Raw genomic sequence first — 25,678 nt, 5'->3', positions numbered from 1 at the left:
AATATGGGACCTGCGGCAGGTGCTCAGATCCCGGTGAGGATCCTTACAAGCCTTGTGGCGTCGTTCTGCGACTCCAAAGTGTGTGTGAATTCCTGAGCTTCATGGATCTGCTCCGCGGAGAGTGGGACGGCGGACGCGGTAGCGCAGTCGCTGAACTTTTGTGCCACCTGGTCCCAGGTCATGGGTGCCGCCGGGCTTCCGGGCAGTCCGTCTCCCACCTTGGTGAAGCTTCGTCCGTCGTGGGTGAGGATCTCGACCCGGCCGGGAAGCATGTCGTACTCCCAGTCCAGGCTTGGATCAGGGATGGGGACGACCTTCTGTGCGGCGGCGAGCACTTCCGGGTCTTGTCGTGTCTCCTCGTTGAAGTCGGAGACGACGATGGTTCCGCGTACGGCAGCGACGGCGACCAGGAAGGGAAGGCTGAACTTCGCATCGACGGCTGAGGCTGGTGCACGCCGGCGGGTGAGCGGGCGGCACATCAGCTCGTGATGATCTCCTACGTATACGCGGATCTCGCTGATGTCACCTACGGTCAGCGACTGTTCCGCCAGGATCTGAGTCGTTGCGTGGATGTGACCGTGGGACGTGCCCACGGACGGCCAGAACTTGTAGAGCGTTGTGCCACCGAGGTAGACGTCGCCCAGATCCTTCAGGAGGTTTTCGCGGTCGTATCGCCCACCAAAGTAGGTGTTGAAGACGCCGTGCTCGCCTTCGAACAGGGTCGATACCCCCGTGGTGCCCTTCTGCGCGAGAAGCGTGGCGAGCACGGCGCCTTTGGCAGAGAATCCCGCGTATGTCCCGTGCAGGTCACTGCCTGTTGAGAAGACAGTTTCGTTGACACCGGAGGACTGCATGCTTGCGATGCTCAGGGCGTTCACAATGCGTTCGGCGGGAAGGCCGATGACCCGGGAGGCTGCAGCCGTCGCGGCGAACACGCCCATGGTGGTCGAGAGGTTCCAGTCCTTGCGCCAGTCGATGTTCCGACGGAACCGGGCGAAGATGTCTTGCCCCACGGCGACGCCTGCGATGAGGTCTTCGCCGGAGACGCCGCCGTGCCGCTCCGCGACCGCGAACACTGCCGGGATGATGCTGCTGCCAGCGTGCTGGCCCCACGGCGTCTGGTCGTCGAAATCAAGGCAGTGCGCCATCGCACCGTTGGCAAACGCCGCCATGAGCGCCGGGACTTTACCTCCGAAGCCCAACACTGAGGATTCGGCGCGACCGCCTGACTCTCTCACGAGATCGATGATCGGAGACATAGCCGGCTCGAGTCCGCTGGCTGCCAAGATCACACCGATGGTATCTAGAATGCTCTTTTTCGCGCCCTCAACGGCGTCCTTCGGCAAGCGCTTGTAATCCGCGCCCACTGCAAACTCTGCCAGATCATGCACGATGTCGCGCCCGGGGATCGACATTCTTTCGGTCATGCCTCGTACTGCCTTTGCTTGCTCACCGCAGATTGCGTAGATTTTTGGAACTTGGTTCCAGAACAAGATCGACAATATCTCGCCTTTTGGGACTTAGTCAATAGAATGAAGTGATGCGGAAGACTGGCAGCGCCTTTTGATCGCGACTAGGCTTGCAATGCCGGTTGGCAAGCCGTGGACCTGAGGCCAGCACGGAGGGGGAATTTGCCCCAAGGCAGGCTGGAGGCGTGGTCCTGCCGACCGCGAGGGGCATTGGGCCGGCCGAAAGAATTGGTGGAAGCAGTATGGAGAAGGCATGAGCGCTGAACTGGAGCGCGGACTTCAAACAATAGAACTCCTGAGCCACGCCCCCCGCGGGCTGACCTTCACCGAGATCGCTACGGCTTTGGACGCTTCCAAAGGACCTGCGCATCGGTTAATGGGGGAGCTGACGCGGCTGGGGTATGCCCGGCTCGACGATTTTGGCCGGTATCACCTGACCCTGAAACTTACGTCCCACGCACTGCAATACCTCGAACTCATCCCGCTGGTGGAGCTTGCGCGCCCGCTGCTTGAAGAACTTGCCGCTGCCAGCGGCGAACTCGCCCGGCTGAACCTCGTGGACGGACCCCACCTGGTGCGGGTCGGTAAAGCCCAGGGCAGGCAGTCGGGCCTTAAGTACGACCCCCTCCATGGCGGCAATCTCCCTCTTGCCTGTACCGCAAGCGGACTGCTCCTGCTCAGTAGCTTTTCAGACGACGAGGCGGCAGCACGGTTACAGGAAGAGGGGTTCGCATCACCGGGGGAGTACGGTTCTGCCGCGCCCCGCAGCACGGAGGAGGCCTTGAGCATCATCCATAGAGCACGCTCTGATGGCTACCTCTACCTCCCCAACATCTACGAGGAGGGCGTTGCGCCTCTTGCCTATCCCATCCGGGCGGCGGGGCGTGATGACATTGTGGGCGTACTCACCGTCTCCGGGCCCAGCTTCCGCTTTAATGAACAGGCAGCCCAGGACGTGCTGCCGGTCATGAAGGACGTTGCTGAAAAGCTCGGGCGGATACCTGTCGCAGACATGCTCGGATCCCACGGCCGCCCCACCGATAGCGCGAACTGAGCCTCGAACAGACAAAGTTCGACAGGAGGCGCCTGTATTGCTGCCAGGACTGCGCGCCTGGGCTGGCGGTGTTCGTCCTTACCACGGCATACCCAAAGGATCTGTGGCGGGCAACCCGCGTGCAGGCGCTGTGGAGGAACCTGGCAGTGGAGTGGCTTGATCTCTGGAACTGGGGATCTCCGAAGTCTGCTCAGGGGCGGCGGTCCACCAAAACGTTGCATGCATCTCGCCGAAAAGCCCTTTGCCGTGGAGAACCCGGGGAATGCCCGACGAGCGGCCTCCACCCGCTACCCGGCCCGGGCTCTTCTTATGGCGTCGCAACGATAGACCCGCCAGCCAACCATAGCTTCGATCCGACCTCATAATTCATATATCTCTAAGATTTGCTCGAGGGAACGCTTCTCCTGAAGGGGGCACTGCTGGCAAAGTTCCCCATGCGTGGACAGCCGCTGATGTCAAGAGAGACAAATGAACGCGCCAGGCACTCGGTTACGGGGCCTGGCGCGTTCGTGTTCGCGGACCGGATTAGGGAGCTGCCAGAGCGAGGTTCATCTGCGCGGGGGTGAGCAGGCTGGAAACGGGGACGCTGGAGGGCGTGTCCGGGCTGTTGGTGCCCAGGACCGAGTCGGACGCGACGGTGGGAATGTGCACCGGGACCTGGGCGGGGATCTGCTGGCCTTCCTTGATCTTGATTCCGGCGGTGACGCCAAACCGGCCAAACCGGACGTGTCTACTCGCTAGCCATAACTTCGGGCTGATGTCAGCCTGCTTCGCCTTCTGAACCATCCTGAGCCAGGAGCAGTTCATGACGTCGCTCAAGAACGCGGGCGGCGTCTTGTGTTCGTCGGCTACACGGCTCAACGGTTACGCGCCCGTAAATGACTGATCTGACCTGACGCCGCAGAGGCATTGGAGGCGGCACGTCGGCCAGCGTGTCTTCTGTCGCAGACCTGCGCCATGTTCCCCTGGAATCGGTTTGCCAGGGCGTGTCTCCTAGATTCCGGGGAAGTCTTTCGGGTGGCGAGCTTTGGCAACGCGCTGCGACAAACTCGCACTCGCCTACCGCGGTGGACGTCCGCCGGCGCATCAAAATCCGGCTAACAGCTTTAGGAGTCAATTCGTACTTCACCGCACTGCAGGCAACGGCGGAAACTAAGAGTCTGCGCCCTTGGCGAGGGCGACGATGGCGAAGCGGCCCTTATATGAATCATTCACGAATCGTGTTCCACGAGCCGAGGTATCCGCCGTCCCGATCTTCGCTGCCTGCGCCCTGTCGACCTTGAGGATCGGAACGAATTAACTGCTTTGCCCCTCACGCAATTGTCAAACAGCCCTCACCGTCTTGGCTCCGGCGCACATGTGCCATCTGAACTGGCACGGATCTAGAGGGGCTATGGCAGAACCCGTCTCAGCAGGGACTCTCACCGGCCAATCAGGTTGTGGTCTGCTCGAAAGTGCCACTGAAACGCATCAAGATACGTAACCGACCGACCACGAGGATGAACATCATGAGCACGAACTTCGACGTGAACCACAACATGACCGCCGGAGCAACAGGGGAGCGCGGTGTATCACGCCGCAACCTGATCAAACTGACAGGCGCCGGTGCGGCGGCTCTCGGGCTTGCTGGCGCGGCGGGCCTGACAGGAGCAGAGCAGGCCCTCGCCGCTCCGACTGCCCGAAAGGACCTGGCCCCGGGGGACACCTCTAACGGTGCCGATAATTTCTACACGAGTGAACTGGTCACCGTCCGGAAGATCTCGTTCAAGAACCGGTACGAGATGAAGGTTATTGGCAACCTCTTCGTCCCCAACAACCTGAACCGCAGCACAACCAACCCCGCCCTGGTGGTGGGGCACCCCATGGGCGCCGTGAAGGAACAGAGCGCAAACCTCTACGCCACCAAGATGGCCGAGCAGGGCTACGTCACGCTCTCCTTCGACCTGTCCTTCTGGGGAGAGAGCGCCGGCAAGCCCGGAAACGCTGTCTTACCCGACGTGTATGCCGAAGATTTCAGCGCCGCCGTGGACTACCTGCGCTCCCAGCCGTTCATTGACCGGGAGCGCGTCGGTGCCATCGGGATCTGCGGCAGCGGCAGCTTCGTGATCAGCGCGGCCAAGATTGACCCCCGGATCAAGGCCATCGCCACGGTGAGCATGTACGACATGGGCGCCGCCAACCGTGACGGGCTGCGGAAATCCATCACCTTGGAACAGCGCAAGGCCATCATCGCCCAGGCCGCGTCCCAGCGGGACGTCGAGTTCGCTGGCGGCGCGATCCAGTACACCGGTGGTACGCCCGAAGAGCTCACCGCGGATTCCACAGCAGTTGACCGGGAGTTTTTCGACTTCTACCGGACACAGCGCGGATACCACCCGAATACCACGACGCATCCCGCCTTGGCCACCAACACCAAGTTCATGAACTTCCACCCGTTCGCGGACCTGGAGCTGATCGCGCCGCGGCCACTGTTGTTCATCACCGGCGACCAGGCACATTCGCGGGAGTTCAGCGAAGAGGCCTACCGGCTCGCGACCGGCCCGAAGGAACTGTTCTGGGTTCCGGGCGCCGGCCACGTCGACCTGTACGACCGCGTCGGTCTCATCCCCTTCGACAAACTCACCGATTTCTTCCGCAGCAACCTGAAGTGATGTTGAGGGAGCTGCGGGCGTTTCTGTCCGTGAGCTCCCCACCCATCGCGGTGTCAAAACATCTCGTTATCGCGGTGATTGAAAATACCAGTAGACCGGCGTGGAACATGGAGTAGAAGCTGTGGGCTCGGGCGGCTTAAACGCGAGGTAATGGGTCCTGCCGCAAGGATCTCGCCATCCAATAAGAGGCATGCTTTCCGTGCTTTCACGCCTATCTGCCTGGCTATTCTCATGACAGATCCGACACTGCCAGGTGGCTCCTCCTTTACGGGTCAGGGCTTCGCCGGGTCCAGTCACCGCCGAACGCGCTGGATGGTGCTCGAGCGACAGGCCTGCAATCAGAAGCGGGATTCTCTCGTCTAAGACGGCCGAGACCGAACGCCGATAATGGAGATTTCGTCAGCTCAATCGGTTCCGCGGAAACCGGTGCGCTGGACCCTCATTGAACCGCGGTACTTCCTGGGTGCAGGGTCGTGGTCATGCGTGCTTCCGCTGTTTCGCCCATGAGATGTCTGAAGGAGGTGCAGCGCCGTGACACTGATTGATCCCCAGCCTCAACTTGCTCTGGACGTTGGGGCTCGCTCGAGGCCGTGCGTCGAGCCCCGACCAGCGCAGCGATGTGCAGCGACACTGGACGAAATGAATAGGCGCAGGTACTTCGGGCGCGAAGTGGTGCGCGCCTCTCTTTGCCGCATCAAAATGCCAAAAAAGAGGGCGTGCACAATGTGCACACCTGGGGCTTCGGATTCGGTTGTACCGGCATCGGACCGGGCCGTACTGCGGATGTTTCTGGGGGAGTGGCGGGTTTTCAAGGGTTGGCGCCCGGTTCGAGTCCCATCTCGGGCACGTGTTTCCCCTGTTCAGGGGCTTGTTAGCCTCTGAGTGTGGACAATTTGTGGTGCGAAGGGCCCCTTCGGGGGCCTTTTTCATTGCTGGCCGGTTGCCTCCTTGCCTACCTCGATCGACCGTACGTACTTCGTTACCTGTTCATGGACGTCCGTGGCCTGGGCAACATGACGCGACGAATATTCAGTGCGAGCTTCTTGAATATGTTGTAGGCGGTTCACCTGGTTCCTCCTGTTCGGCTTTGAGTGGCTGTTCTGCTTGTTCATGGTGTGTCCGGTGCCGGCCAACATGACTTGGGCTCAATCCGAAGGGCTCATTCCTGCCGAATGCCGGCAAGCGGTCTGACGTAGAGTGGTGCCAAACAGCAGTCAACACCGTCGTTCATGTGGCCCATGACGTTCATCGCGCGTCTCTCCTGGATTGAGGGTTCTTCTGTCGATACCTGCTCATGCTTATCTGCGACGTCGGCTACATGACACTGGGCTGTCGATTTTGCCGCTATGTCCTGAATTGAGGCGGCTGCAGCTTGGTGATCTTGCATATCTGTTCATCGCCACCCTGGTGGATGAGAACATGACGGAATGGGCCTTGGATGCCTAGGGCGCAACCAGATGTGGAACCATGCGTGACCCTGATTGCCTTCAAGGACGAACAAGCCTTACGGGGTGTCATGACAGCCGATAATGTGGAAGCGGAAGAGCAGGGGATTAGTCGGGAGGGCGTCATGTCGGCCGGGACAACTAGGCATACAGTCCGTATAGAGGATGACTTGTGGAACCAGGCCCAAGCCAAGGCGGTCAGGGAAGGTACCACGGTCTCCGAACGCGTGCGGGCGGGGCTGCGCGAGTACGTTTACGGGCCGGAGGACCGGCACACTATTGCCGATTCCCTCGTCTACCTCGTTCCGAAAGCCCTTGAAGATCTGAAAGGCCCGGCGTCCGGCGTTCTTGAGGTGCCGATTCATCTGGATTGGGGCCCGGACCGGCGGTATGACGTGGCTGATGATGCAGCCTGCGTGGCGCTCTATCAGTTGACGCTGCAGAACTCGGGGTCGGTCGATGAGATGGGCGGGATCGTTAACGCGGGCCGGCTGGTCGGACTGTGGCCCTCGATGCGGTTGCCCGATCGGTGCCGCGAACTGTGGGAGTCGACTTTCCCTCAGCTTCCGGGACACCGTGAAAGCAAGGAACATCCTTCATGGACGATGCTCAACGGGTAGCAGCGGAAATAGCGCTGTCTGTTCTCGCTGAAGACGGCTTCATCCTGGCCGGGGGACAGGCACTGGAGGAACACGGCGTGATCGCCCGGATGTCGGAGGACGTCGATCTTTTCGCGCTGCACCGAAACCATACCCCTGAAACATTCGCGACGTGCGTGAAGAAGATGACGGTAGCCCTTGAATCGGCCGGGTACACGGTCGAGGTCACGCGGCCGTACCAGGAGTTCGCCAGCCTGACCGTGGAAAAGGACGGCACAACAGTCGTTATGGACCTTGGGCTGGACTGGTGGGAGAACAAGCCCGCCGTCGTGGATGTGGGTCCGGTCATGTCGCTGAAGGATTCCGTGGCCTCCAAATTGCTGGCGGTCTATTCCCGTGGTTACGCCCGGGACTACCTTGATGCCTATTCGATCATCAACAGCGGCCGGTTCACGCCATGGCAGTTGATTGACTTGTGCCGGCGACGGGACCCCCATCTGGACCTCGAGCTGTTCGCCACCTCCATGACGGGTCACAGGGCATTGCCAACCACTGCATTCACCACTTACGGGCTCCCCGCCGAAGAACTCTCCCGGCTGGACACCACCCTCACGGGATTCGCCAAAACCATCCGCCACTACAAATCCGTCGCCGGCCAAACAATCGAACCAGTCGACCTCGGCGGATCCGGTAACACCTCAAGCGGCCCCGACATCGCATAACCGGTCCCAAGCGGGGTGCGGTCAGGTTTCGGGGGAGCGACCTCCAACCGGCTGAAATGTCCGGCATCGATCTTGCGTGCTCAAGTCATCCGAGACCGGGTCTCTGCCACTCCTAGGGGACGTCGGGGTGTGGAGTGGGCGCTGGGCGCATGGCCTCGACGTCGAGCTCCAGTGCGATCTTCTCGTCCTCGGTCAGCGGTCGCAGCGCCTTCTCGAACAGGTTCACGCCGGCAGCCCAGTTGTCCCACCGACCGTCGCTCTGGATGGTGCCTGTGGCGGAGGCAAGAGACCGGACCGCCGCAGCGACCAGAATGGCGGTGACCACGACGTCGTAGGGCCGGTTCTCCGTCGTGCAGAACGTCCCCATTTCCGGGTAGGCCGGCGTTGTGGTGCCGCGCAGATGGAACGTCTCGTAGGCCTCGCCGGCAGCCTTAAAGCCGTTCAGACGGATTCCGTCCTCTTCGTTGAGGATTGGCTGTCCCTGTCCGGCCGGGCCGCAAATGGTCTCCGAGGAGGCTTCGATGATCTTCACGGCATCGGTGATGACGTCAGCGGTGGCCGCGAGGCCCGGGAAGTAGTGGGTGTAGCCCATGGGCATCTCCTTTGCAGTTCTGCCCCCCAACCTATCGCGACCCTGTAAATCACGGTGCCTTTCGGTCTGGCCTGACCTCCTCCTGCGTCTCCATGGGGCGTCAACGCCTTCAGGCGGCTCCCGCACGAGCTCCGCCCGGAGACAGATCACGGGCGAACCGTCCAAGGATGCAGCCGTCAAAAGCCTTGAAGTGAGTTGCCCACGTCCTCAGAACGCTCAACCACTCGCCCTGAATTTCCGTTTGTGATGAGCAAACGTGTTTTGTAGGCGGGCATTGGTGAAGCCTTCCGGGGGATCGGGCACATGGGGCGTCTACATGACGGACCTGCTCACCGAGGTCAACTCGAAATCGAACACTCTGGACCTGGGCCGGGAGACCATGACTACGATGCGGCCCCCGGGGTCGGAACTGCCGTGGGGAGGGCTGTCAGTGTGGGGTTCCCAGGTGCCAGCTATAGGGGTTGGATTTAGGTCTGCCGGTCCGGTGCGCGTCATACCCTTGCTGTCAGGCTGCCTCCACCGCGGTCACCATCTCGGCCAGAAGCCGGTAGTAGGGGTGGTCCGGTCCGATGAAAATCATTTCTTCACGCGCCTTTTCAACGGCTGCCTGTACAGTGTTGCCCCCCGCCATTCAGGCATAGTCCCACCACGGACTGCAGCACGCTATAGCCAACCAGACATCGCCATGACCCGGAACAGCGCGTCAGGCAGGTCAGTTAATGTCAGATTGATCTCTAAGAGCCTTTTGACCCAGCGTCAGAAAAGGACGAAACGGGCCCCTGTTCTGACACCCACTCTGCTTGTTCTCTGACGTCAGGTTCAGGTGTGCCCAAACTGGTCGGCCTCGATGCCTGCGGGCGGGTTGCCCTGTTCGTTGGGGGATGTCCCGCGGAACGGCGCGACCGGGCGCTCTCTGTTGTGAATATTGCCGGTAAGTGGCGGGGTTCTGCGATCGCGTCTCGGCTTCTCGCATCGATGCCGCGCCCTCGGGCCGGGGAGAGCCTCTCTTTGTTTTGGAGGCCACATCCGGATCCTCGAACGGCTTGTCCCGCAGATCGTCCGCGTCCTCAAAACCAACCAGCTCGGAATCATCGCCGATGATGTCGTGAAAGCAGCAGCAAGCGTGTTGGTCATCGGAACTAGCGACACGAAGCGACACAAAACGCCGCCACCTAACGCCGAGACTCCATAGCTCTTTGTTCACGGATTCTTGCCGCCCGGATCCAGGGCTTACTGGCAGTCACCGCGGCCCGAACGGTTTTGGGGCCGAACCTGCGGGGCTTTTCGATCACCGCGTCGCGGCTGGGGGCGTAAAGTCGCGTTGACTGAACTGGGTGATTGCCTCGGCATCATCATTAGCCGGGGTTTGCCGCGATACTCCAGCTGTCCCGCACTCAGGACCTGGCCTTGTGGGAGGAGGAGTTGATGGATCCACGGTCACGTAAGCCGGGATGGGCCTGTACGCGGACGACGCTGCAGGTTGGCCGACTTAGAGACCCAAATGGTCCCTCTGCTCAAGAAGCCTGGACACCCCGTAGCCAATCACCAGGCCCCAGAAGGCTGCATGGATGTTGAAGAGGTTCATGCCGGAGATGGTCACCACGAACGTCACCAGCGAGCCCAGGGTGAAGCTGGTTGCGAAGGCCGTGACGAAGGCTTGCTGGAGGGCCCGCAGCATCGCGATGCCACCCAGCGCCAGGACGAACTCCTTGGGCGCGGCCAGCATCAGCCGGGTCAGGGTGGGGGCAAACGCTGCGAACACCAGGGCCAGCAGGCCGTACGCCACGGCGGCCGTGTATTGGCGCTGGAGCTTCCCTGACGACGTCAACAGGGCGTTGGTGGGACCTGTGACGCAGGCCGAAACGGCCCCGAACCCTGCGTTCAGTACCGAGAAGGCGCCGGACGCAATGGCGAAGGCATTCACCGGCGGATGGTGGCCGGCGGCGCGGAGGACGGCGATGCCTTGGCCGTTTTGAACGAACAGCACGGTGAGGGCCAGGGGAACCACCAGCTCGAGCTGGGCAGCCCACGTGAATTCAGGCGCGGTGAAAACCGGGGTGGCCAGAAGCGGTCCGCCGTGTGAAAGGTTGAACTGGCCACTGGCAGCCACGGCGATGCAGCCTGCCACCAGCGTGCCCAGGACCGGCGGCAGATACCTGCCGAGCATGGGAACGGCAGTAAGCACGAGGAACGCGGCCACCATTGGGGCAGCCACGGCCGGGTTGTCCTGGGTGGAGGCGACGATGTCCGTGCCGAACTTCAGGAACACCGCGGCCACCATGGCCATCACGATCGGCATGGGCGCCAGCGCCATGGCTTTGCGCACGAGCCCGGTGGCGCCCAGGGCGAGGATCAGCACGCCGGAGGTGAAGAAGGCCCCGACGACTTCGGGGAAGGTCAGGTGCTGCAGGGAAGGTCCCAGGAGAACCGTGCCGGGGATGGACCAGGCGAAGCCCAGGGGCTGCCGGTAAATGAGTGACATCAGCAGCGTGGCCGCCCCGCCGGAAAAGAGAATGCCAAAAACCCAGGACGACAGCTGGCCCTGGGTCAGGCCGCCCGCCGTTCCGACGGCCAGGGTGACGGCGATGGGTCCGGACGCCGCGAAAATGAGCCCGATGGCCCCGTTGGAGACGTAGGACAGACCCATGTCGCGAAGAATCCGGCGCGGCCCTGCGGGCCGGACCCCCGGGCGTTCCAGTAAGGGTTCCGGCTCCGGCGCCAGCGCGGCTGATCCGACGGACGTGGCGGGCAGGTCGGGACGGGGATGGCTCATCGGAACTCCTGGCTGGCGCGGAAAAACCGGAGGCGCTCCGAAGCATCAGCTCCGGAGCGCCTTCGTGCGGGGGTATCTCCCAGTTTGCGTGCTACTTCTTCTGGCCCTGTTTGGCCAGGACATAGTCATAAACTACTTCCTCGCCCTTTCCGTCGGTACGGGGGCGGGGGTCCAGCATCAGTTCAGGCTTGACTGCCGAGGCGATGTCGTCAGCGTTGTGGGGGTCGCCGGGGAAGTACAGTTGCTGGGTTACCGGCTCGTAGCCCGGTGCGGACACCTTGATGTGGATGTGCGCCGGACGCCAGGCGTGCCAGCCCGCGGCACTGATCAGCTGCCCGCAGGCCCCGTCCGTGGGGATCTGGTAGGGCGCCGGACGCATCGTGTTGATTTCGAACCGGCCGTCGTCCGAGGCCTTGACGGTGGCCCGGAAGAGCCACTCGGGCAGGCCCGGGGCGTACTGGGAGTAGAAGCCGGCGGCGTCCGCGTGCCAGATCTCTACCTGGGCACCCTGGATGGGGTTGCCTTCGGTGTCGGTGAACTGGCCGCTGAAGCGAAGCGGGGTGCCCTCTTCGCCGTCGCGCATTTCAACGGTGGCGGGCGTCTGAAGTTCCGGGGAATTGGGAACGTAGTAGGGGCCCTCAATGGTGCCCACGGTGCCGGGTCGGTCCTGGGAGTTGACGTCCTCAACGGTGTGCTCAAGCCAGACGTCGAGGAACAGCGGCCATTCACCGTCCGTCCCAACCTTGATCAGCCAGGCTTTGAGCGCGTTGTACTCCTCGTAGGTGACCTGGTGCTCGGCGACGATGTCGTTGGCGGCCTTGATCAGCGCGCCGGCCAGCAGGCTCACGCGTTCCTTGGACACTTCCACCTTGGAGAGCTTGCCCGACGCTGCGAACCGCTCGGTTGCCTTGGCGCCTGCTTCGACGGCGGTGCCTTCGTTTTCCGTGCGGCTGTCCGCTGGGGTTTGGGTCATGACGATGTCCACCTTCTTCATTGAATGGGGACAGGAAGGGCTCCTGCACCCGACGCGGGCTGCGGGGCCAGTCGTTTTATCCTGCGCCGCACCGCGTGATCTCGGTCTCAATCGTAGGCCGCAGATAAGGACGCTACAAATATCAACTAGGCGTCTTTTGAGTCATTATCAATACATAAAGACACCCTTGGTCCAACCTAGGTATTTGCCTGATGTGAGGCCAGTCGCGAGCGGCAAGAATTGCTGGATAACGTCCGCCGCCGAAGCCTCTTCCCGAGTGGACCTCCGCCCATCCGTCCAGCAATCTCCAAGAAGGAGCACGCCATGACCGAGAACCTGATCCATGCCCGCGAGGTCCTTGCCGACGCCGTGATCGACGACCGCGAGAACGGTGTCATCCGGGCCAAGCGCGAGATCTTCACTGACCAGGAGATCTTCGAACTCGAGATGAAGCACATCTTCGAAGGCAACTGGGTGTACCTCGCCCACGAGTCGCAGATCCCCAACGTCGGTGACTACTTCACCACCTACATCGGCCGCACCCCCGTGATGATCACGCGGGACAAGGACGGGACGCTGAACTGCCTCGTCAATGCCTGTTCGCACCGCGGCGCCATGCTGTGCCGCCGCAAGACGGACAACCGCACCACCTTCACCTGCCCGTTCCACGGGTGGACCTTCAAGAACTCGGGTGAGCTGCTGAAGGTCAAGGATTCCCGGAACGCCGGGTACCCCGAGACCTTCAACAAGGAAGGCTCGCACGACCTCACCAAGGTGGCCCGCTTCGAATCCTACCGCGGCTTCCTGTTCGGCTCGCTGAAGGCTGACGTGCTCCCGCTCGAGGAGCACCTGGGTGATGCCACCAAGGTCATCGACTCGATCGTCGACCAGTCACCCGAAGGCCTCGAGGTGCTGCGCGGTTCCTCCACCTACACCTACGACGGCAACTGGAAGGTCCAGGCCGAGAACGGCGCCGACGGCTACCACGTCACGGCCGTGCACTGGAACTACGCGGCCACAACTGCCCGCCGCAGCGCCGGAGACTCTGCCAACAAGACCAAGGCCATGGACGCCGGCAAGTGGGGCAAGGTCAAAGGCGGCTTCTACTCCTACGACCACGGGCACCTGCTGCTGTGGCAGGAATGGACCAACCCCCAGGACCGCCCGTTGTGGGACCGCCGCGACGAGCTTGTGGCCACGTACGGCGAAGAGATGGCCAACTTCATGATCAACATCTCCCGCAACCTCTGCCTGTACCCGAACGTCTACATCATGGACCAGTTCTCCTCGCAGATCCGCCACTTCCGGCCGATTTCCGCTGACCAGACAGAGGTGACCATCTACTGCATCGCCCCCAAGGGGGAGTCGCAGGAGAACCGTTCCAAGCGCATCCGCCAGTACGAGGACTTCTTCAACGCCACGGGCATGGCCACACCGGACGACCTGGAGGAATTCCGCTCCTGCAACAAGACCTACTGGGCCACCAGCGCCCCGTGGAACGACATGACCCGCGGCTCCACCCACGAGATCACCGGCCCGGACGAGCAGGCTCAGGCACTGGGCATGACCCGGGTGATCGCCTCCGGCGTGCGCACCGAAGACGAAGGGCTCTACCCCATCCAGCACGGGTACTGGAAGGAAGTCATGGACCGGGCCCTTGCGGAGGAAGAGGAGCGTTCCGCGCTGGAATCCGTCCCCGTCTCCGCCTGACAGAGCCCGCCGGAACCACAGAGAGCGCAGAACCCATGACCAACCTGACCCACACCGCCCCGGTCCTAAAGACTGCGGAGGACATTGCGACCCTCGAAACCGTCCGGGCGTTCCTTTACCGGGAAGCCCGGCTGCTGGACGACCGCCAGTTCGATGAATGGCTGGAGTGCTACCACCCGGACTCCGAATTCTGGATGCCGGCGTGGGACGTGGACGACCAGCTGACGCAGGATCCCCAGAACGAGATCTCCCTGATCTACTACGACAACCGCGGTGGCATCGAGGACCGGGTGTTCCGGATCAAGACCGACAGGTCTTCGGCCACCTCCCTCCCGGAGCCGCGTACGGGCCACAACATCACGGACGTCGAGGTTTTGGCGAACGACGGCGGCAAGGTGGAGGTGCGCTTCAACTGGTTCACCCTCTACTTCCGCTACAACACGACGGACACCTACTTCGGCACCAGCTACTACACGGTGGACCTGTCCGGTCCGCAGCCGGTGATCCTGAAGAAGAAGGTGATCCTGAAGAACGACTACATCCACCACGTGGTGGACGTCTACATGATCTGACCTGCCCGCAACCGGCGCCCGGGACATACGGGCTCCGCACGGCGGCTCCCACCCCGTGCCCGCCGGGCACGCCACAACTTTTTCCCGGGCCGCGACGACGCGCCCGGCCAGCCAGGAGGACCCCATGGGCCACAAAGTAGCCCTCAGCTTCGAAGACGGCGTCACCAAAGTCATCAAGGTCGGCGACTATGAGACTGTCATGGATGCCGCCTACAAGGCGCGCATCAACATCCCTTCGGACTGCCGCGACGGCGCCTGCGGCACCTGCAAGGCGTTCTGCGATTCCGGCTCCTTCGACCCGGGCGACTACATCGACGACGCCATGACCGAGGAGGAACTCGAAAAAGGCTATCTGCTGACCTGCCAGGCCGTTCCGGAGTCCGACCTGACCATCCAAATCCCGGCCACGTCGGAATCGGCGAAGACTGCAGCCGCGTCCTTCACCTCCACCATCAAGGAGCTCAACCGGCATACGGACACCACGGTGTCCTTCACCCTGGAGGTGGACAACCGGGATGCGCTGGCCTTCCTCCCCGGCCAGTACGTCAACCTCAAGGTTCCCGGCACGGATGACGAGCGCTCCTACTCCTTCAGCAGCGGTCCCGAGGTCCAGGGCGCGTCCTTCATGGTCCGTGTGACTCCGCTGGGCGCCATGTCCGAGTACCTGCGCGACCGCGCCGCCGTAGGCGACGCCATCGAGTTCACGGGGCCGTACGGTTCGTTCTTCCTGCGTGAGCCCAAGCGGCCCCTGCTGCTCCTGGCCGGCGGCACCGGGCTGGCCCCGCTCCTGTCCATCCTGGAAAAGCTCGCGGAAAACCCGCCGTCCACCCCGGTCCACCTCATTTACGGGCTCACCCGCGAAGCGGACATCGTGGGCCTGGACTGGCTGCGCGCCTACGAGGCGAAGCTGCCCGGCTTCACCTGGGACTACATCGCCTCCGAGCCAGGCACCTCCGCCCCGCACACCGGCTACGTCACGCAGATCATCGAACCCGCGCACCTCAACGAAGGCGACGTGGACATCTACCTCTGCGGCCCGCCCCCCATGGTCAACGCCGTCTCCAAATGGCTGGACACCGAAGGCATCCAGCCCGCCAACTTCTACTTCGAACGGTTCGCTCCGAAGGAGACCACCGGAGGCGACACCGAAACGGGCGCCCCGGCGCCGGCCGAGAAGATCCAGGCCGACGGCGACACCATGACCCGCGGCGAGGCCGTGTCCTCGCTGGAGACCGGCCGGCTGGATTTCCGCAAGGAGGACAGCTTCGCCCAGCTCGATGCCCGCATGGGCCTGGAGCTTGCGGTCAGCGAACTGCTGCTGGGAAGGCTCAGCGAAGAGCAACTGCACCAGTTCCGCCGCCTGGCCGAAGCCACCACCCGCTCGGTACAGGGCGGGAACATCACCGATCCCGAGGAGTTCGCACGCACCAACGAGGAATTCCACGAGTACCTCTTCATGATCTGCGATAACCCGATGCTCCTGGAGTCCTACCGCCGCCTCGACGTCCACGCCCAGATGGCCGCAGCCTTCGAAACCGGCACGCCGATCTTCGAACGCGTCACGCAGGACCACCTTGACGTCGTCGACGCCTTTGAACGCGGGGACAAAGCCAGACTGCGCGAAGTCATCATGGCCCACGCCCAGGATGCCAAGGGGACAATGGTCGGGGCCATCGACGCCAAGGCCACACACTGATGGCTGCGCCGTACGCCGGGCAATACGTGACCCCCGGTAGGTTCGCCGGCAAGGTCGCCGTCGTCACCGGTGCTGCCCAGGGGATCGGCCAAAAGGTGGCCGAGCGCATCGGGGCCGAAGGCGGCGCCGTGGTCCTGGTGGACCGCGCGGACCTGGTCCACGATGTTGCCGGCGGCATCGACGAGGCCGCCAAGGCGTCGGGTTCGGGCGGGTCGGCCACGTCCGTCACCGCAGACCTCGAGACCTTTGCCGGCGCCACCCAGGCCATCAAGGCCGCGCTAGCGGCCCACGGGCGCGTGGACGTCCTGGTCAACAACGTGGGCGGCACCATCTGGGCGCGCCCGTACCAGGAGTACGACGAGGACAAGATCGAGAAGGAAATCCGCCGCTCGCTCTTTCCCACGCTCTGGACCTGCCGGGCAGTCCTGCCGGCCATGATGAAGCAAGGCTCTGGCACGATCGTGAATGTCTCCTCGGTAGCCACCAGGGGAATGCACCGGGTGCCCTATGCCGCGGCCAAAGGTGGCGTGAACGCCCTGACCCAGTCGCTGGCCATGGAGGTGGCCGGACACGGCATCCGCGTGGTGGCCACCGCCCCCGGTGGCACGGAAGCCCCGCCGCGCAAGGTCAAGCGCGGGCCCGACGCCGAATCCGCCACCGAGAAGGACTGGTACCAAACCATCGTTGACCAGACGGTGGATTCCTCGTTCATGAAGCGCTACGGCACCCTGGACGAGCAGGCGGCGCCCATTGTGTTCCTAGCCTCGGACGAGGCGTCCTACCTGACCGGCAGCATCCTCCCGGTGGCCGGCGGCGACCTGGGGTAGGGCCCGTGCTGGACGCGCGGCACCAGGGGCGCACGGGCCGCTCCGGTAGGATTACGGCCATGACAGCGGGCTCCACCCAGGGCGAAATGGCGGAGGACTTCCCGCTGGCGGGCCGGGCCGCGGCGTTTGAGCAGCTCCTGGAAATCCTCCGCACCGTCCGCAAGGGCAAGGTGGGAACCGTGGTCCTGTCCGGCCCGTCAGGGTCCGGCAAAACCTCGCTCCTGGAACTCTTCCTTGACCACTGCCGGACGGCGGCCCGTGGCGTCCGCGTCCTGTCCGCCATGGGGGACGACTGGGAGGCGCAGTTCGCCCTGGCAGGCTACTCCCAGCTCATGCGTACCCTGCCGCTCCGCACGGCAAAGGATTACGACGGCGGCCCGGCCCTGGCGCCCGGGCCCGTCGCCTCCCTGACCCCCGACCAGGTAGTCAACTACGCCGCCACCCTCAGTACCCATCTCGAAGGCCTGCAGACGCACGGCAGCGTGGTGGTCGCCGTCGACGACGTCCACAAACTTGACGAGGAGAGTCTGCGCATCCTCACTTTTGTCATGCGCAGGCTGCACGACAAGCGGGTCCTGTTCCTGCTGACGCTCAACCCCGTCGACGCGCCCCGTGTCCCCGCCGGTGTGCTCGACTTCCTCTCCGGCCACCAGGTGGCCCGCATTCCGTTGGAGCCCCTCTCGCCGCAGCAGGTCCAGGACGTGGCACGGAGCCTGTTCGGCCTGGACCTCAGCGCGACGGCGGCCCACGGGTTGGTGACGCACACCGGCGGGATTGCCCAGTCCATCGTGGAGCTGCTCCGTGAACTGCCCCCGGAGACCTGGCAGTCGTGGTTTCCCTCATTGCCGCCGACCTCCCGGGTGCGCGCCAGGGTCCGCAGCGTCCTGGCCGGCGCGTCCCCCGCCCTGGTCGCCGCCGCTGAGGCCGCATCGGTGCTCGCCCCCGGCGCGGGCCTGGCTGAGGTGGCCAAGGTGGGCGGCCTGGAATCCGTCATGCCGGCCCTCGATGAGGGGCACCGTGCCGGGCTGCTCGGACTGTCCGTGGACCAGTCGCGCTCCGCCGTCGTCTTCCTGGAGCCCGGCACCGCGGAAGCCGTCTACGAACAGATCGTCCCCAGCCGGCGCATTGCCCTGCACCGGAAGGCCGCCGAGGCTGTCCAGTCCGAAGGCGAACAGCTGGGCCACCGCGTTGCCGCCACCCCGGCCGCAGACGAAACCCTGGCCGCGGAACTGGAAGAGTTCGCGCGGCGGCAGGCCACGGTTGGAGCGTGGCAGGATGCCTCCACCGCGCTGTTCTCCGCCTCGCGGCTGTCCCCTGATATCCGCGCCCGCAACCTCCGGCTCCTGAGAGCGGTCGACGCCCTGGTCGGCTCCGGTAATGTGGCCCAGGCGCAGGCCTGGGCAGGGGCGGTGGATGCCCTGCCGCCCTCGCCCCTTCGCTCCTCGGTGTTGGGGTATCTGTCCACGGTGTCCGGCCAGAGTGACAGCGCCGAAAGCCAACTGGAGATGGCTTGGCGGACCAGCAATCCGCAGCATGAACCCGCCGCGGCAGCACAGGTGGCCCAGCGTTTCGTCCTCCACGGGGTGGCCTCCTGGGATGGTCCGATGATTACCGGCTGGGCCGAACGCGCTATGGCGCTCACGGAGCCCGGAACACCGGCGCACATCGAGTCGGAAGCCATCTACGGTTTGGGCCTCTATGCCCAGGGCCGGATAGCGGACGCCGAGGCCTCCTATCAGCGGGCCTCTGCCCAGGCGGCCGAGAATGCCCAGAAGCAGCGGGTGCAGATGGGCGCCGGCTGGCTGGCCCTGCGCCTGGACAACGCCGAATCCGCGCTGGTGAATTTTGAGTCGGCCGCCCCCACCGAGTACCGCGGGGGATCGCTGCGGATCTCCCTGTGGGCCGAGGCCTGGCTGGCCCGCACCCACCTTGTGCTGGGCAACTGGGATGCGGCCGCCGCCACCATCACCCGGGCAAGCGTCCGGCTGGAGACCTCGCGGATGCCGCTGATCCGCCCGCTGCTGTACTGGACGGCCGCCGAGCTGTGGTCCATGCGGGGCGACTGGGACCGGGCACGCTACTACGTTTCGCAGGCCGCAGTGCAGCCGGGAACGTACCGGGCCATGCAGGTCCCGGCCAGCCTGGCACGTGCCCGTTTCCACGAGGCGCGGGCGGATTATGAAAGTGCCTTGGCTGCCCTGCAGCCGCTGACTGAGCTGGACCCCTGGACTGATCAGCGGGTGTCCTTCTGGCCGTGGCAGGACACCTACGTCAACGCGCTGGTCATGACTGACAAGCTCGATGCCGCCGATACGTTCCTTACCGCTTTTGAAGGAGTGCACCGCGAGCGGGAAGTCCCTTCGGACCTGGCCCGCATGGCATGGGCCCGGGGGCGGCTGCTGGCCGCGCAGGGGGACCCGGACACGGCAAGGGAACACTTCGAGGCGGCGTTGGGACACCTCCGCGGGCTTAACCGCCCTTACCTGCGGGCGCGGATAAGTTTCGCGTTCGGGCAAAGCATGCGCCGGGCCGGAAAGCGGCGCCTGGCGTCATCGGTGCTGCGCGCGGCCCGCGACCTGTATGACACCCTCGGCGCAGCCACGTATGTGGAACGGTGCGACCGCGAGCTGAAGGCGACAGGCCTGGACGTCGGAAACCTGCCGGACCCGGCTGATCCGGTGCTCTCTTCGGTGGGCAGCCACCATCAACAGCTCACGGCCCAGGAACAGGCCGTGGCCGAACTGGTGGCTGCGGGGGCAACCAACAAGGAGGCAGCCCGGGCCCTGTTCCTGGCCGAAAAGACGGTGCAGTACCACCTCACGCGGCTGTACCGGAAAATGGGAATCCGGTCACGCAGCGAGCTCGCGGCGGCGTTCCGGGACAAGGACTGACCCTGGGACTGTGGCGGCTACTTCACGTCTGAGGGGTGCTTGGCCAGCGGAACCACGGTGATGTCCATGTACGGGAACAACGGAAGGTCCTGCAGGATGCCGTGGAGCTCGTCGTTCGATTCGACGTCGAAGATGGAGTAGTTGGCGTATTCCCCCACCACGCGCCAGATCTCGGGCCATTTTCCGGAGCGCTGCAGTTCCTGGGAGTAGGCCTTCTCCTTTGCCTTGATTCCGGCGGCTTCTTCGGCAGGCATGCCGGCGGGCAGTTTGACGTCCATATGGACCAGGTACTTCATGGGTGACCTCTCGATGGAAGGGGTTGGTGTCAGTCGGTGCGGTAGTGGGCGAGCTTGTCGTCGTCCACGTCGGTGCCCGCGCCGGGCCCCTCGGGAACGTGGATCCGGCCGCTCGTGATGGCCAGCGGCCGGGCCAGCAGGTCATCGGTCATATCGAGGTAGTTGGACAGCTCCGCCGCACGCTTGGCGCTATGGGCGAAGGCTGCGCCGAACACCACGGAGGCCACGGTGCCTAGCTGGGTGTCGATCTGGTTGCCGATGTAGACGTCGATGCCCATGCCCTCGGCCATGCCAACGATCTTGGCGGCTTCGGTGAAGCCGGACCGGGCAGTCTTGACGGACAGGAGGTTGGCCCCGCCGGTGAGGATTTCGCGGGCAGCCTCGCCGAGGTTGGCGGCGGACTCATCCGCGGCAATGGGGATGGGGGAGTTGGTGACCAGACGGCGGCGGCCAAGGACTTCGCGGGCGTCGTCGGGCTCCTCAAGGAACTGCAGGCCGAGGTCGGAGGTGCGGCGCAGCACCTCGGCGGCCTCGTTGGCTGTCCAGCCGCGGTTGGCGTCCATGTACAGCTCGGCGTCCTCGCCCAGGCCCTCCCGCAGCACTCTGGCGGCTTCGATGTCCAGGTTCAGCGGACGGCGTCCGGTCTTCAGCTTGAAGGTGTTGATGCCGTAGGTTTCCCGGAACTCCAGGGCCAGCGCCAGGAGTTCCTGGGCGGGTTTGAACCCGAGCATGTGGGAGACCCGCAGCGAGTCGGTGTAGCCGCCCAGCAGTTTGGTCACGGGCTGCCCCAGGGTCTTGCCGATGACGTCCCACACGGCAATGTCTACCGCGCCCTTGGCCGTCTGGTTGTGGATGGTCCGCGCCATCACGGCCTGGATCTTTTCCCGGTCAAAGACGTCAATGCCCACCAGCTGCGGGGCAAAAACATCCTGCACCACCGCAACAATGGACTTCTGCGTCTCACCATAGGTGTAGGGGCGGGGCGGGGTGTCTGCGGTTCCCACCACGCCGTCATCGATGTGGACGCGGACCAGGACGTGGTCGGCCTCGTGCACGGAGCCGGAGGCGAAATGGAGCGGGTGGCGGTACGGGATCGAGTAGGGGATCGCCTCGATGGCTGCGATCTTCATGATGGGAGGAGCCTTTCGTCAGCAGGAGCGGGGGTGGCGGCATGGGCGGACGCGTCAGCCGTTGCCGTGGCCACGACGTCCAGGAAGTTTTGCAGCAGGGCGGACCGGTGGCCGCGCAGCCAGGCGACGGCCAGTTCCACCGGCGGAACGTTGTCGATTTCCCGGTACGCGACGCCGTCGAGCTGGAAGGCACGCACGCTGGACGGCATGACGGCGATGCCGCCGCCCGCTGCCACGAACGCCAGCATTGTGGAGGTCTCACCAACCACTTGCGTGATCCGCGGCTGGAAGCCTGCCTGGCGGCAGAGGTCCGAGGTAATGCGGTTCAGCACGGACTCCGGTCTGTAGGCGATGAAGTCCTGGTCCTGCAGTTCGTGCATGGCCACGGGCCGGTCCACCGCTAGGGCGCTGAAGGAGGGAAGTGCGACGACGAGTGGCTCCTGGGAGACGACGCGGTAGTCGATCTCCTCTGAGGCAACGGGGGGACGCAGCAGTGCCGCGTCCAGGGTCCCGTTCCGCAGCCCTGCTTCCATGGACGGCGTCAGCATCTCTCCGTTCAGCGCCAGCGACAGGCCGGGAAGGACCTGCTTGGTGAGACGCGCTATCCGGGGCATAACGCCGTAGGTTGCCGATCCGGAGAACCCCACCCGGAGGACGCCGGTGGCGCCCATTCCCACCTGGTAGACATCTGCCCGGAGCGTCTCGACGTCGTTGACGATCTGGCGGCCGCGGTCCAGCAGGAGCTGGCCCGCCGCCGTCAGGTCCACCCGGCGGGTGGTGCGGTTGAGGAGCTGGACGCCCAGCTGGTCTTCCAGCTGGCGGATCTGCTGGGACAGGGGCGGCTGCGCCATATGGAGCCGCTTGGCCGCCCTGCCGAAGTGCCGCTCCTCCGCCACCGCAATGAAGTAGTTCAGCTGCCGGATCTCCATTGCGGTGCCACCTCTCCAAGCGTTCGGGGTGAGGCGGGATGGAGCCTCATTGATTCATAGAATAACCATAAAAAGCCTTACTTAGATACTTTTTCGACGTAATCTTGCTGCTCTTCAGCCGCCGGCACAGCTTCGTCCAGCCTGTGCTGGCGCGGTACCAGGATGGTGACTGCGCCGCCAAGCAGGGCCACCCCTCCGTAGATATAGAAGGCTGTTGCCCCGCCGATGCCCGCGGCGGCCAGCCAGCCGCCGATGATCGGACCCAGCACCCCGCCCAGCCGGCCCACACTGGCGCACCAGGCGACGCCGGCGGCACGGGCATTGGTGGTGAAGTAGTTGGACTGGAATCCGTAGACCAGCACCTGGGTGCCAAGGGTTCCCACCCCTGCGGTGGCGATGAAGGTGAAGAGCAGCGGCAACGGAAAACTGAACGTCATCAATCCCAGGGATATGGTGGCCAGGGCAAACGTGGCAGCGATAACCCGCTGCGGTCCGTTCCTGTCGGCCATCCGGGAGGCGACCAGTCCGCCCACCACGGCGCCGAGGTTCAGGGCCAGCGGGAAGAAGAGGGCATAGGTCCTGCCGTAGCCGTAGCCCTCCATGATTTTGGGCAGCCAGGTGTTGAGCCCGTAGGTCAGGAGGAGCCCGCAGAAGGACATCAGTCCCAGCAGGATGGATGCCACGGCGAACTGGCGGGAGAAGACGGCGGCGAACCCGGATTTCCGCGGGGCGGCGCCGGCCTCCCGGATCACCAGCTCTTCGGCAAGCGGCACCCCGGTGCGCCAGGCAGCGGCCAGGGCTTCCTCTTCCCGGCCCCGGGCCAACAGCCACCGCGGGGATTCCGGAAGCTTCCGCCAGGCAACGGGCAGGATGACCAGGAGGGGCAGGGATCCAATGATGAAGAGACCGCGCCAGCCGATGCTGTCCAGGAACGCGATGCCCAGGACGGACGCCAGCACGCCGCCCGCGGGGACCCCGGAGTACACGATCGCGTTGTAGAACTGCCGCCGTCCTGCAGGGGCGAACTCGGCCATCGTGGCGCCGGCGCTGGCGATGACGACGCCCAGGCCGAGTCCGGTGGCAAACCGGAGGGCGCCGAAGGCGGTGACGTCCGTGGCCAGGGCGGTGGCGAACATGCCCAGGGAGAACCAGGCGATGCCGGCGAGCATCAGCCGGCGGCGGCCGAAGAAATCGCCGATCGCACCGCATGCCAGCGACCCCACCAGCACGCCGATGAGGGCCCAGGATCCCAGGAGCCCGGCGGTGGCGGCATCAAAATGACCGATTTGGCCTGCGTCTGCGAGCAGTCCCGGAAGGACGGTGCCGTAGACCACCAGGTCGTAGCCATCGAACAGGAGGGCGGCGCAGATGACGAAAGCCACCCAGTTGGCCGTCCGAGCCTCCTTTCCCGGGTTTCCGGAGAGGGTGGATTGGGGGTGCGGCAGCGTCATGGGGCGTGTCCTTTCAGGGGGCGGGTGTGGAGGCATTGCGACATTCGGATGGATCCGCGCCGGGGCCTCGGCAACCCAGCCTGACAGGTAATGTGACGCACGGCATACGAGGGAAATGCCCGGTTTAGCGCCGGGGGTGCATTGTGCCGTTTCCGCGTATCAAAGGGGCTGTTTTTGCGATGGATCCAGCGGGAACAGGCCAAATGCGCCCGGCAGCAGGGGCATCCCGGCGTCGGTGGGAGGGTGGGTCTTAGTCCATAGGCTGCCGGTATGAACCCGGCGTGCCGTAACCGTGGCCGGGAGCAGGGCGCCGCGGTTAGGCTGGCGTGATGATCAATCCAGCACGGCTGCACTCAGACCTGTCCCGCCTGGGCCGGGAGACGGATATGTTCCTGGCCACGGTCTCCTCTTTGTCCGATGAAGAGCTGGCTACTCCTTCGCTGTGTGAAGGGTGGACCCGCGCCCACGTCATCGCGCACGTCGCATCCAGCGGACGTGCCCTGATAGGGCTGATTGACTGGGCCACGTCCGGGGAGGAACGCCGGCTGTACGCATCCCCTGAAGCGCGCTCGGAGGCCATCGCTGCCCTTGCTGCCCTGCCGCGGGAGGAGCTCCTGGCTGAAGTGCGGGACTCAGCCGCCGCTTTCGCCGGTGAAGCCGAGCGGTTGACCGGGGAACTTGCGGCGCCGGAAGTAAGGGCAGGTGGCCGGGACCTGCCGGCCACATCCATTGTGGCGCTGAGAATTGCCGAGGTGGTGGTGCACCACCATGACCTTGAGACCGCCTGGACCATCGAGGAGGCCGACCCCGATTCGCTGTTGAACGCCATCGAGGCCGTGGTACGTGCACTGCGTGCCAAGGGGGCGCCGGGGATGACGCTGGTGACCGAGGAACGCGACCAGTGGATTATCGGCAACGGCGCGCTGCACATCGAGTCCGACCGTGAGGGCCTGCTTCAGTGGCTGGCGCGCGGCGATGCAGCACATATCGAGGCGGACGGCCCCGTGCCAGCACTGCCTAGCTGGTGAGCCGGCCGGCTCGAAGATTGCAGCGTCCCATCCTGAGCGGGTCGGACTGACTTTTCGCCGCAGGTGCGGGGATGTTTTCCAGTCCCACTTTGTCTCCAGCAGTGAGCCTAGGAAAGACAGGTGCACCAGGCCGGGACCGTCGCTCTCATAGAAATGTGCATTGACCCTGTCAGCCGGGGTGGGTGTGGCAGGTTTGGCTGGACGAAGTCCCAACCGCACCCAAGCGAAGAGCGGCCGCTGTCGTCAGGCGTAGTAGCCGGGCCTTGCCCGAGCAGAGGGGACAACAGTCTTAGCTGTTTCCAGTGTGCACGAGGCCCTCGGTGTCCTCCTGGAGGGCCGGGGCGTCGGCAAGGCCTTCAGGAGTGAGGTCGAGGTGCTCGATGGCCGTGGAGAGGTTATCGGGGACCGGGGTGCGTTGGTGTTCGTCATGATGCTGTTTGCCTTTGATTCAGGAACGGGTCCTCTACCCAAACCCCGGCTTCCCGAGCTACGAATCCCCGATCGAGTACCTCGGCGGCACGGCCGTGCCCTACCGCTACCTGCCCACGAGCCAGGGCTTCGCGATTGACCTTGACCAGGTGCGCGCGTCGATCACCCCTAATCCCGAGGCGATCATTTACAACGACCTGCAGAACCCCATTTCGGCCGAATCGACGGCGGGATCTCCCCCTCTAAAGGGACACGGACAGCCCTTGCATCCCTTCAAGCGGTGGTGCCAAAGCAGGCCAAAAAGGCCGGTCCCCCACCTAGGGACTGTAAGAAAAACGGTGTGTGAGGGTCCGGCCTGATCCGAAAGGAGACGGCCGTGTCAGAGTCCACGACCGAGATGACAGGGGTGATGATCGATCCTGTGACGGGAGAGATCATCGA

The 25,678-nt window shown here is 64.3% G+C and carries 20 protein-coding genes and 1 pseudogene; 11 read left to right on the top strand and 10 right to left on the bottom strand.

Going from position 1 to position 25,678, the window contains the following annotated elements; all coding sequences use genetic code 11:
• Positions 1-23: 23 nt before the first annotated feature.
• Entirely contained in the window at positions 24-1,427 is a 1,404-nt protein-coding gene (locus AC57BR_RS10130) for an MmgE/PrpD family protein (protein ID WP_496360109.1), read from the bottom strand.
• 295 nt (positions 1,428-1,722) lie between these two features.
• Here AC57BR_RS10130 and AC57BR_RS10125 point away from each other — a divergent pair, with 295 nt between their 5' ends.
• Positions 1,723-2,523, top strand: a complete 801-nt coding sequence (locus AC57BR_RS10125) for an IclR family transcriptional regulator (protein ID WP_496360107.1) — start codon at positions 1,723-1,725, stop codon at positions 2,521-2,523.
• A 525-nt stretch (positions 2,524-3,048) separates the two neighbouring features.
• On the opposite strand, the gene AC57BR_RS10120 is transcribed toward AC57BR_RS10125, so the two are convergent.
• Positions 3,049-3,384 carry a hypothetical protein gene (locus AC57BR_RS10120; RefSeq protein WP_496360105.1) on the bottom strand — a complete coding sequence of 112 codons (336 nt, stop codon included), beginning with the start codon at positions 3,382-3,384 and terminating at the stop codon, positions 3,049-3,051.
• 647 nt (positions 3,385-4,031) lie between these two features.
• Between AC57BR_RS10120 and AC57BR_RS10115 the strand changes: the two genes are divergently transcribed.
• The 3 genes from AC57BR_RS10115 to AC57BR_RS10105 all read left to right on the top strand — a co-directional run bounded on the left by AC57BR_RS10115 (position 4,032) and on the right by AC57BR_RS10105 (position 7,940).
• Positions 4,032-5,174: an alpha/beta hydrolase gene (locus AC57BR_RS10115; RefSeq protein ID WP_496360103.1), complete on the top strand. Its 1,143-nt coding sequence runs from the start codon at positions 4,032-4,034 to the stop codon at positions 5,172-5,174.
• A 1,471-nt stretch (positions 5,175-6,645) separates the two neighbouring features.
• Complete coding sequence (locus AC57BR_RS10110; RefSeq protein ID WP_496360100.1) at positions 6,646-7,239, top strand: hypothetical protein; 594 nt, start codon at positions 6,646-6,648, stop codon at positions 7,237-7,239.
• Positions 7,218-7,940 (top strand): nucleotidyl transferase AbiEii/AbiGii toxin family protein, encoded by a 723-nt coding sequence (locus AC57BR_RS10105; RefSeq protein WP_496360098.1) that lies wholly within the window; start codon positions 7,218-7,220, stop codon positions 7,938-7,940. Before AC57BR_RS10110 ends, AC57BR_RS10105 begins: the two co-directional genes overlap by 22 nt.
• Positions 7,941-8,052: 112 nt before the next feature.
• Here the strand turns inward: AC57BR_RS10105 and AC57BR_RS10100 are convergent, their stop codons facing one another.
• The 4 genes from AC57BR_RS10100 to catA all read right to left on the bottom strand — a co-directional run bounded on the left by AC57BR_RS10100 (position 8,053) and on the right by catA (position 12,278).
• Positions 8,053-8,532, bottom strand: coding sequence for a hypothetical protein (locus tag AC57BR_RS10100; RefSeq protein WP_496360096.1), 480 nt, complete (start codon positions 8,530-8,532; stop codon positions 8,053-8,055).
• A gap of 505 nt (positions 8,533-9,037) precedes the next feature.
• Entirely contained in the window at positions 9,038-9,163 is a 126-nt protein-coding gene (locus AC57BR_RS10095; RefSeq protein WP_496360094.1) for a hypothetical protein, read from the bottom strand.
• Between the two features lie 858 nt (positions 9,164-10,021).
• Entirely contained in the window at positions 10,022-11,305 is a 1,284-nt protein-coding gene (locus AC57BR_RS10090; RefSeq protein WP_496360092.1) for a benzoate/H(+) symporter BenE family transporter, read from the bottom strand.
• Positions 11,306-11,396: 91 nt separating this feature from the next.
• Entirely contained in the window at positions 11,397-12,278 is an 882-nt protein-coding gene (catA, locus tag AC57BR_RS10085) for a catechol 1,2-dioxygenase (RefSeq protein WP_496360090.1), read from the bottom strand.
• A gap of 324 nt (positions 12,279-12,602) precedes the next feature.
• Here catA and benA point away from each other — a divergent pair, with 324 nt between their 5' ends.
• The 5 genes from benA to AC57BR_RS10060 all read left to right on the top strand — a co-directional run bounded on the left by benA (position 12,603) and on the right by AC57BR_RS10060 (position 19,974).
• A complete protein-coding gene (gene benA / locus AC57BR_RS10080) occupies positions 12,603-13,988 on the top strand; it encodes a benzoate 1,2-dioxygenase large subunit (protein WP_496360088.1) in 1,386 nt (461 codons plus the stop codon).
• A gap of 35 nt (positions 13,989-14,023) precedes the next feature.
• Entirely contained in the window at positions 14,024-14,560 is a 537-nt protein-coding gene (gene benB, locus AC57BR_RS10075) for a benzoate 1,2-dioxygenase small subunit (protein ID WP_496360086.1), read from the top strand.
• 124 nt (positions 14,561-14,684) lie between these two features.
• Positions 14,685-16,256, top strand: coding sequence for a benzoate 1,2-dioxygenase electron transfer component BenC (benC, locus tag AC57BR_RS10070; RefSeq protein ID WP_496360084.1), 1,572 nt, complete (start codon positions 14,685-14,687; stop codon positions 16,254-16,256).
• A complete protein-coding gene (locus AC57BR_RS10065) occupies positions 16,256-17,083 on the top strand; it encodes a 1,6-dihydroxycyclohexa-2,4-diene-1-carboxylate dehydrogenase (RefSeq protein ID WP_496360082.1) in 828 nt (275 codons plus the stop codon). Before benC ends, AC57BR_RS10065 begins: the two co-directional genes overlap by 1 nt.
• Before the next feature lie 59 nt (positions 17,084-17,142).
• Complete coding sequence (locus tag AC57BR_RS10060; RefSeq protein ID WP_496360080.1) at positions 17,143-19,974, top strand: AAA family ATPase; 2,832 nt, start codon at positions 17,143-17,145, stop codon at positions 19,972-19,974.
• A gap of 17 nt (positions 19,975-19,991) precedes the next feature.
• Here AC57BR_RS10060 and catC read toward each other — a convergent pair whose 3' ends face one another.
• The 4 genes from catC to AC57BR_RS10040 all read right to left on the bottom strand — a co-directional run bounded on the left by catC (position 19,992) and on the right by AC57BR_RS10040 (position 23,780).
• Positions 19,992-20,270 (bottom strand): muconolactone Delta-isomerase, encoded by a 279-nt coding sequence (gene catC / locus AC57BR_RS10055; protein ID WP_236820697.1) that lies wholly within the window; start codon positions 20,268-20,270, stop codon positions 19,992-19,994.
• 29 nt (positions 20,271-20,299) lie between these two features.
• Complete coding sequence (locus AC57BR_RS10050) at positions 20,300-21,400, bottom strand: mandelate racemase/muconate lactonizing enzyme family protein (protein WP_496360078.1); 1,101 nt, start codon at positions 21,398-21,400, stop codon at positions 20,300-20,302.
• Entirely contained in the window at positions 21,397-22,329 is a 933-nt protein-coding gene (locus AC57BR_RS10045) for a LysR substrate-binding domain-containing protein (protein WP_496360076.1), read from the bottom strand. The genes AC57BR_RS10050 and AC57BR_RS10045 overlap by 4 nt, the downstream gene beginning before the upstream one ends.
• A 77-nt stretch (positions 22,330-22,406) precedes the next feature.
• Positions 22,407-23,780: an MFS transporter gene (locus tag AC57BR_RS10040; RefSeq protein WP_496360074.1), complete on the bottom strand. Its 1,374-nt coding sequence runs from the start codon at positions 23,778-23,780 to the stop codon at positions 22,407-22,409.
• A 329-nt stretch (positions 23,781-24,109) separates the two neighbouring features.
• Between AC57BR_RS10040 and AC57BR_RS10035 the strand changes: the two genes are divergently transcribed.
• Both AC57BR_RS10035 and AC57BR_RS10030 read left to right on the top strand, forming a co-directional pair.
• Positions 24,110-24,808, top strand: coding sequence for a maleylpyruvate isomerase family mycothiol-dependent enzyme (locus tag AC57BR_RS10035; RefSeq protein ID WP_496360072.1), 699 nt, complete (start codon positions 24,110-24,112; stop codon positions 24,806-24,808).
• Between the two features lie 452 nt (positions 24,809-25,260).
• A pseudogene (locus tag AC57BR_RS10030) lies at positions 25,261-25,467 on the top strand (aminotransferase class I/II-fold pyridoxal phosphate-dependent enzyme); the annotation flags it as partial.
• Between the last annotated feature and the right edge of the window lie 211 nt (positions 25,468-25,678).

The sequence above is a fragment of the Arthrobacter sp. BGA-UO-ETr-C19 genome (assembly GCF_059568005.1).
Note: the sequence above shows the minus strand (reverse complement) of the source record. Positions and strands in the feature narration are given on the sequence as shown.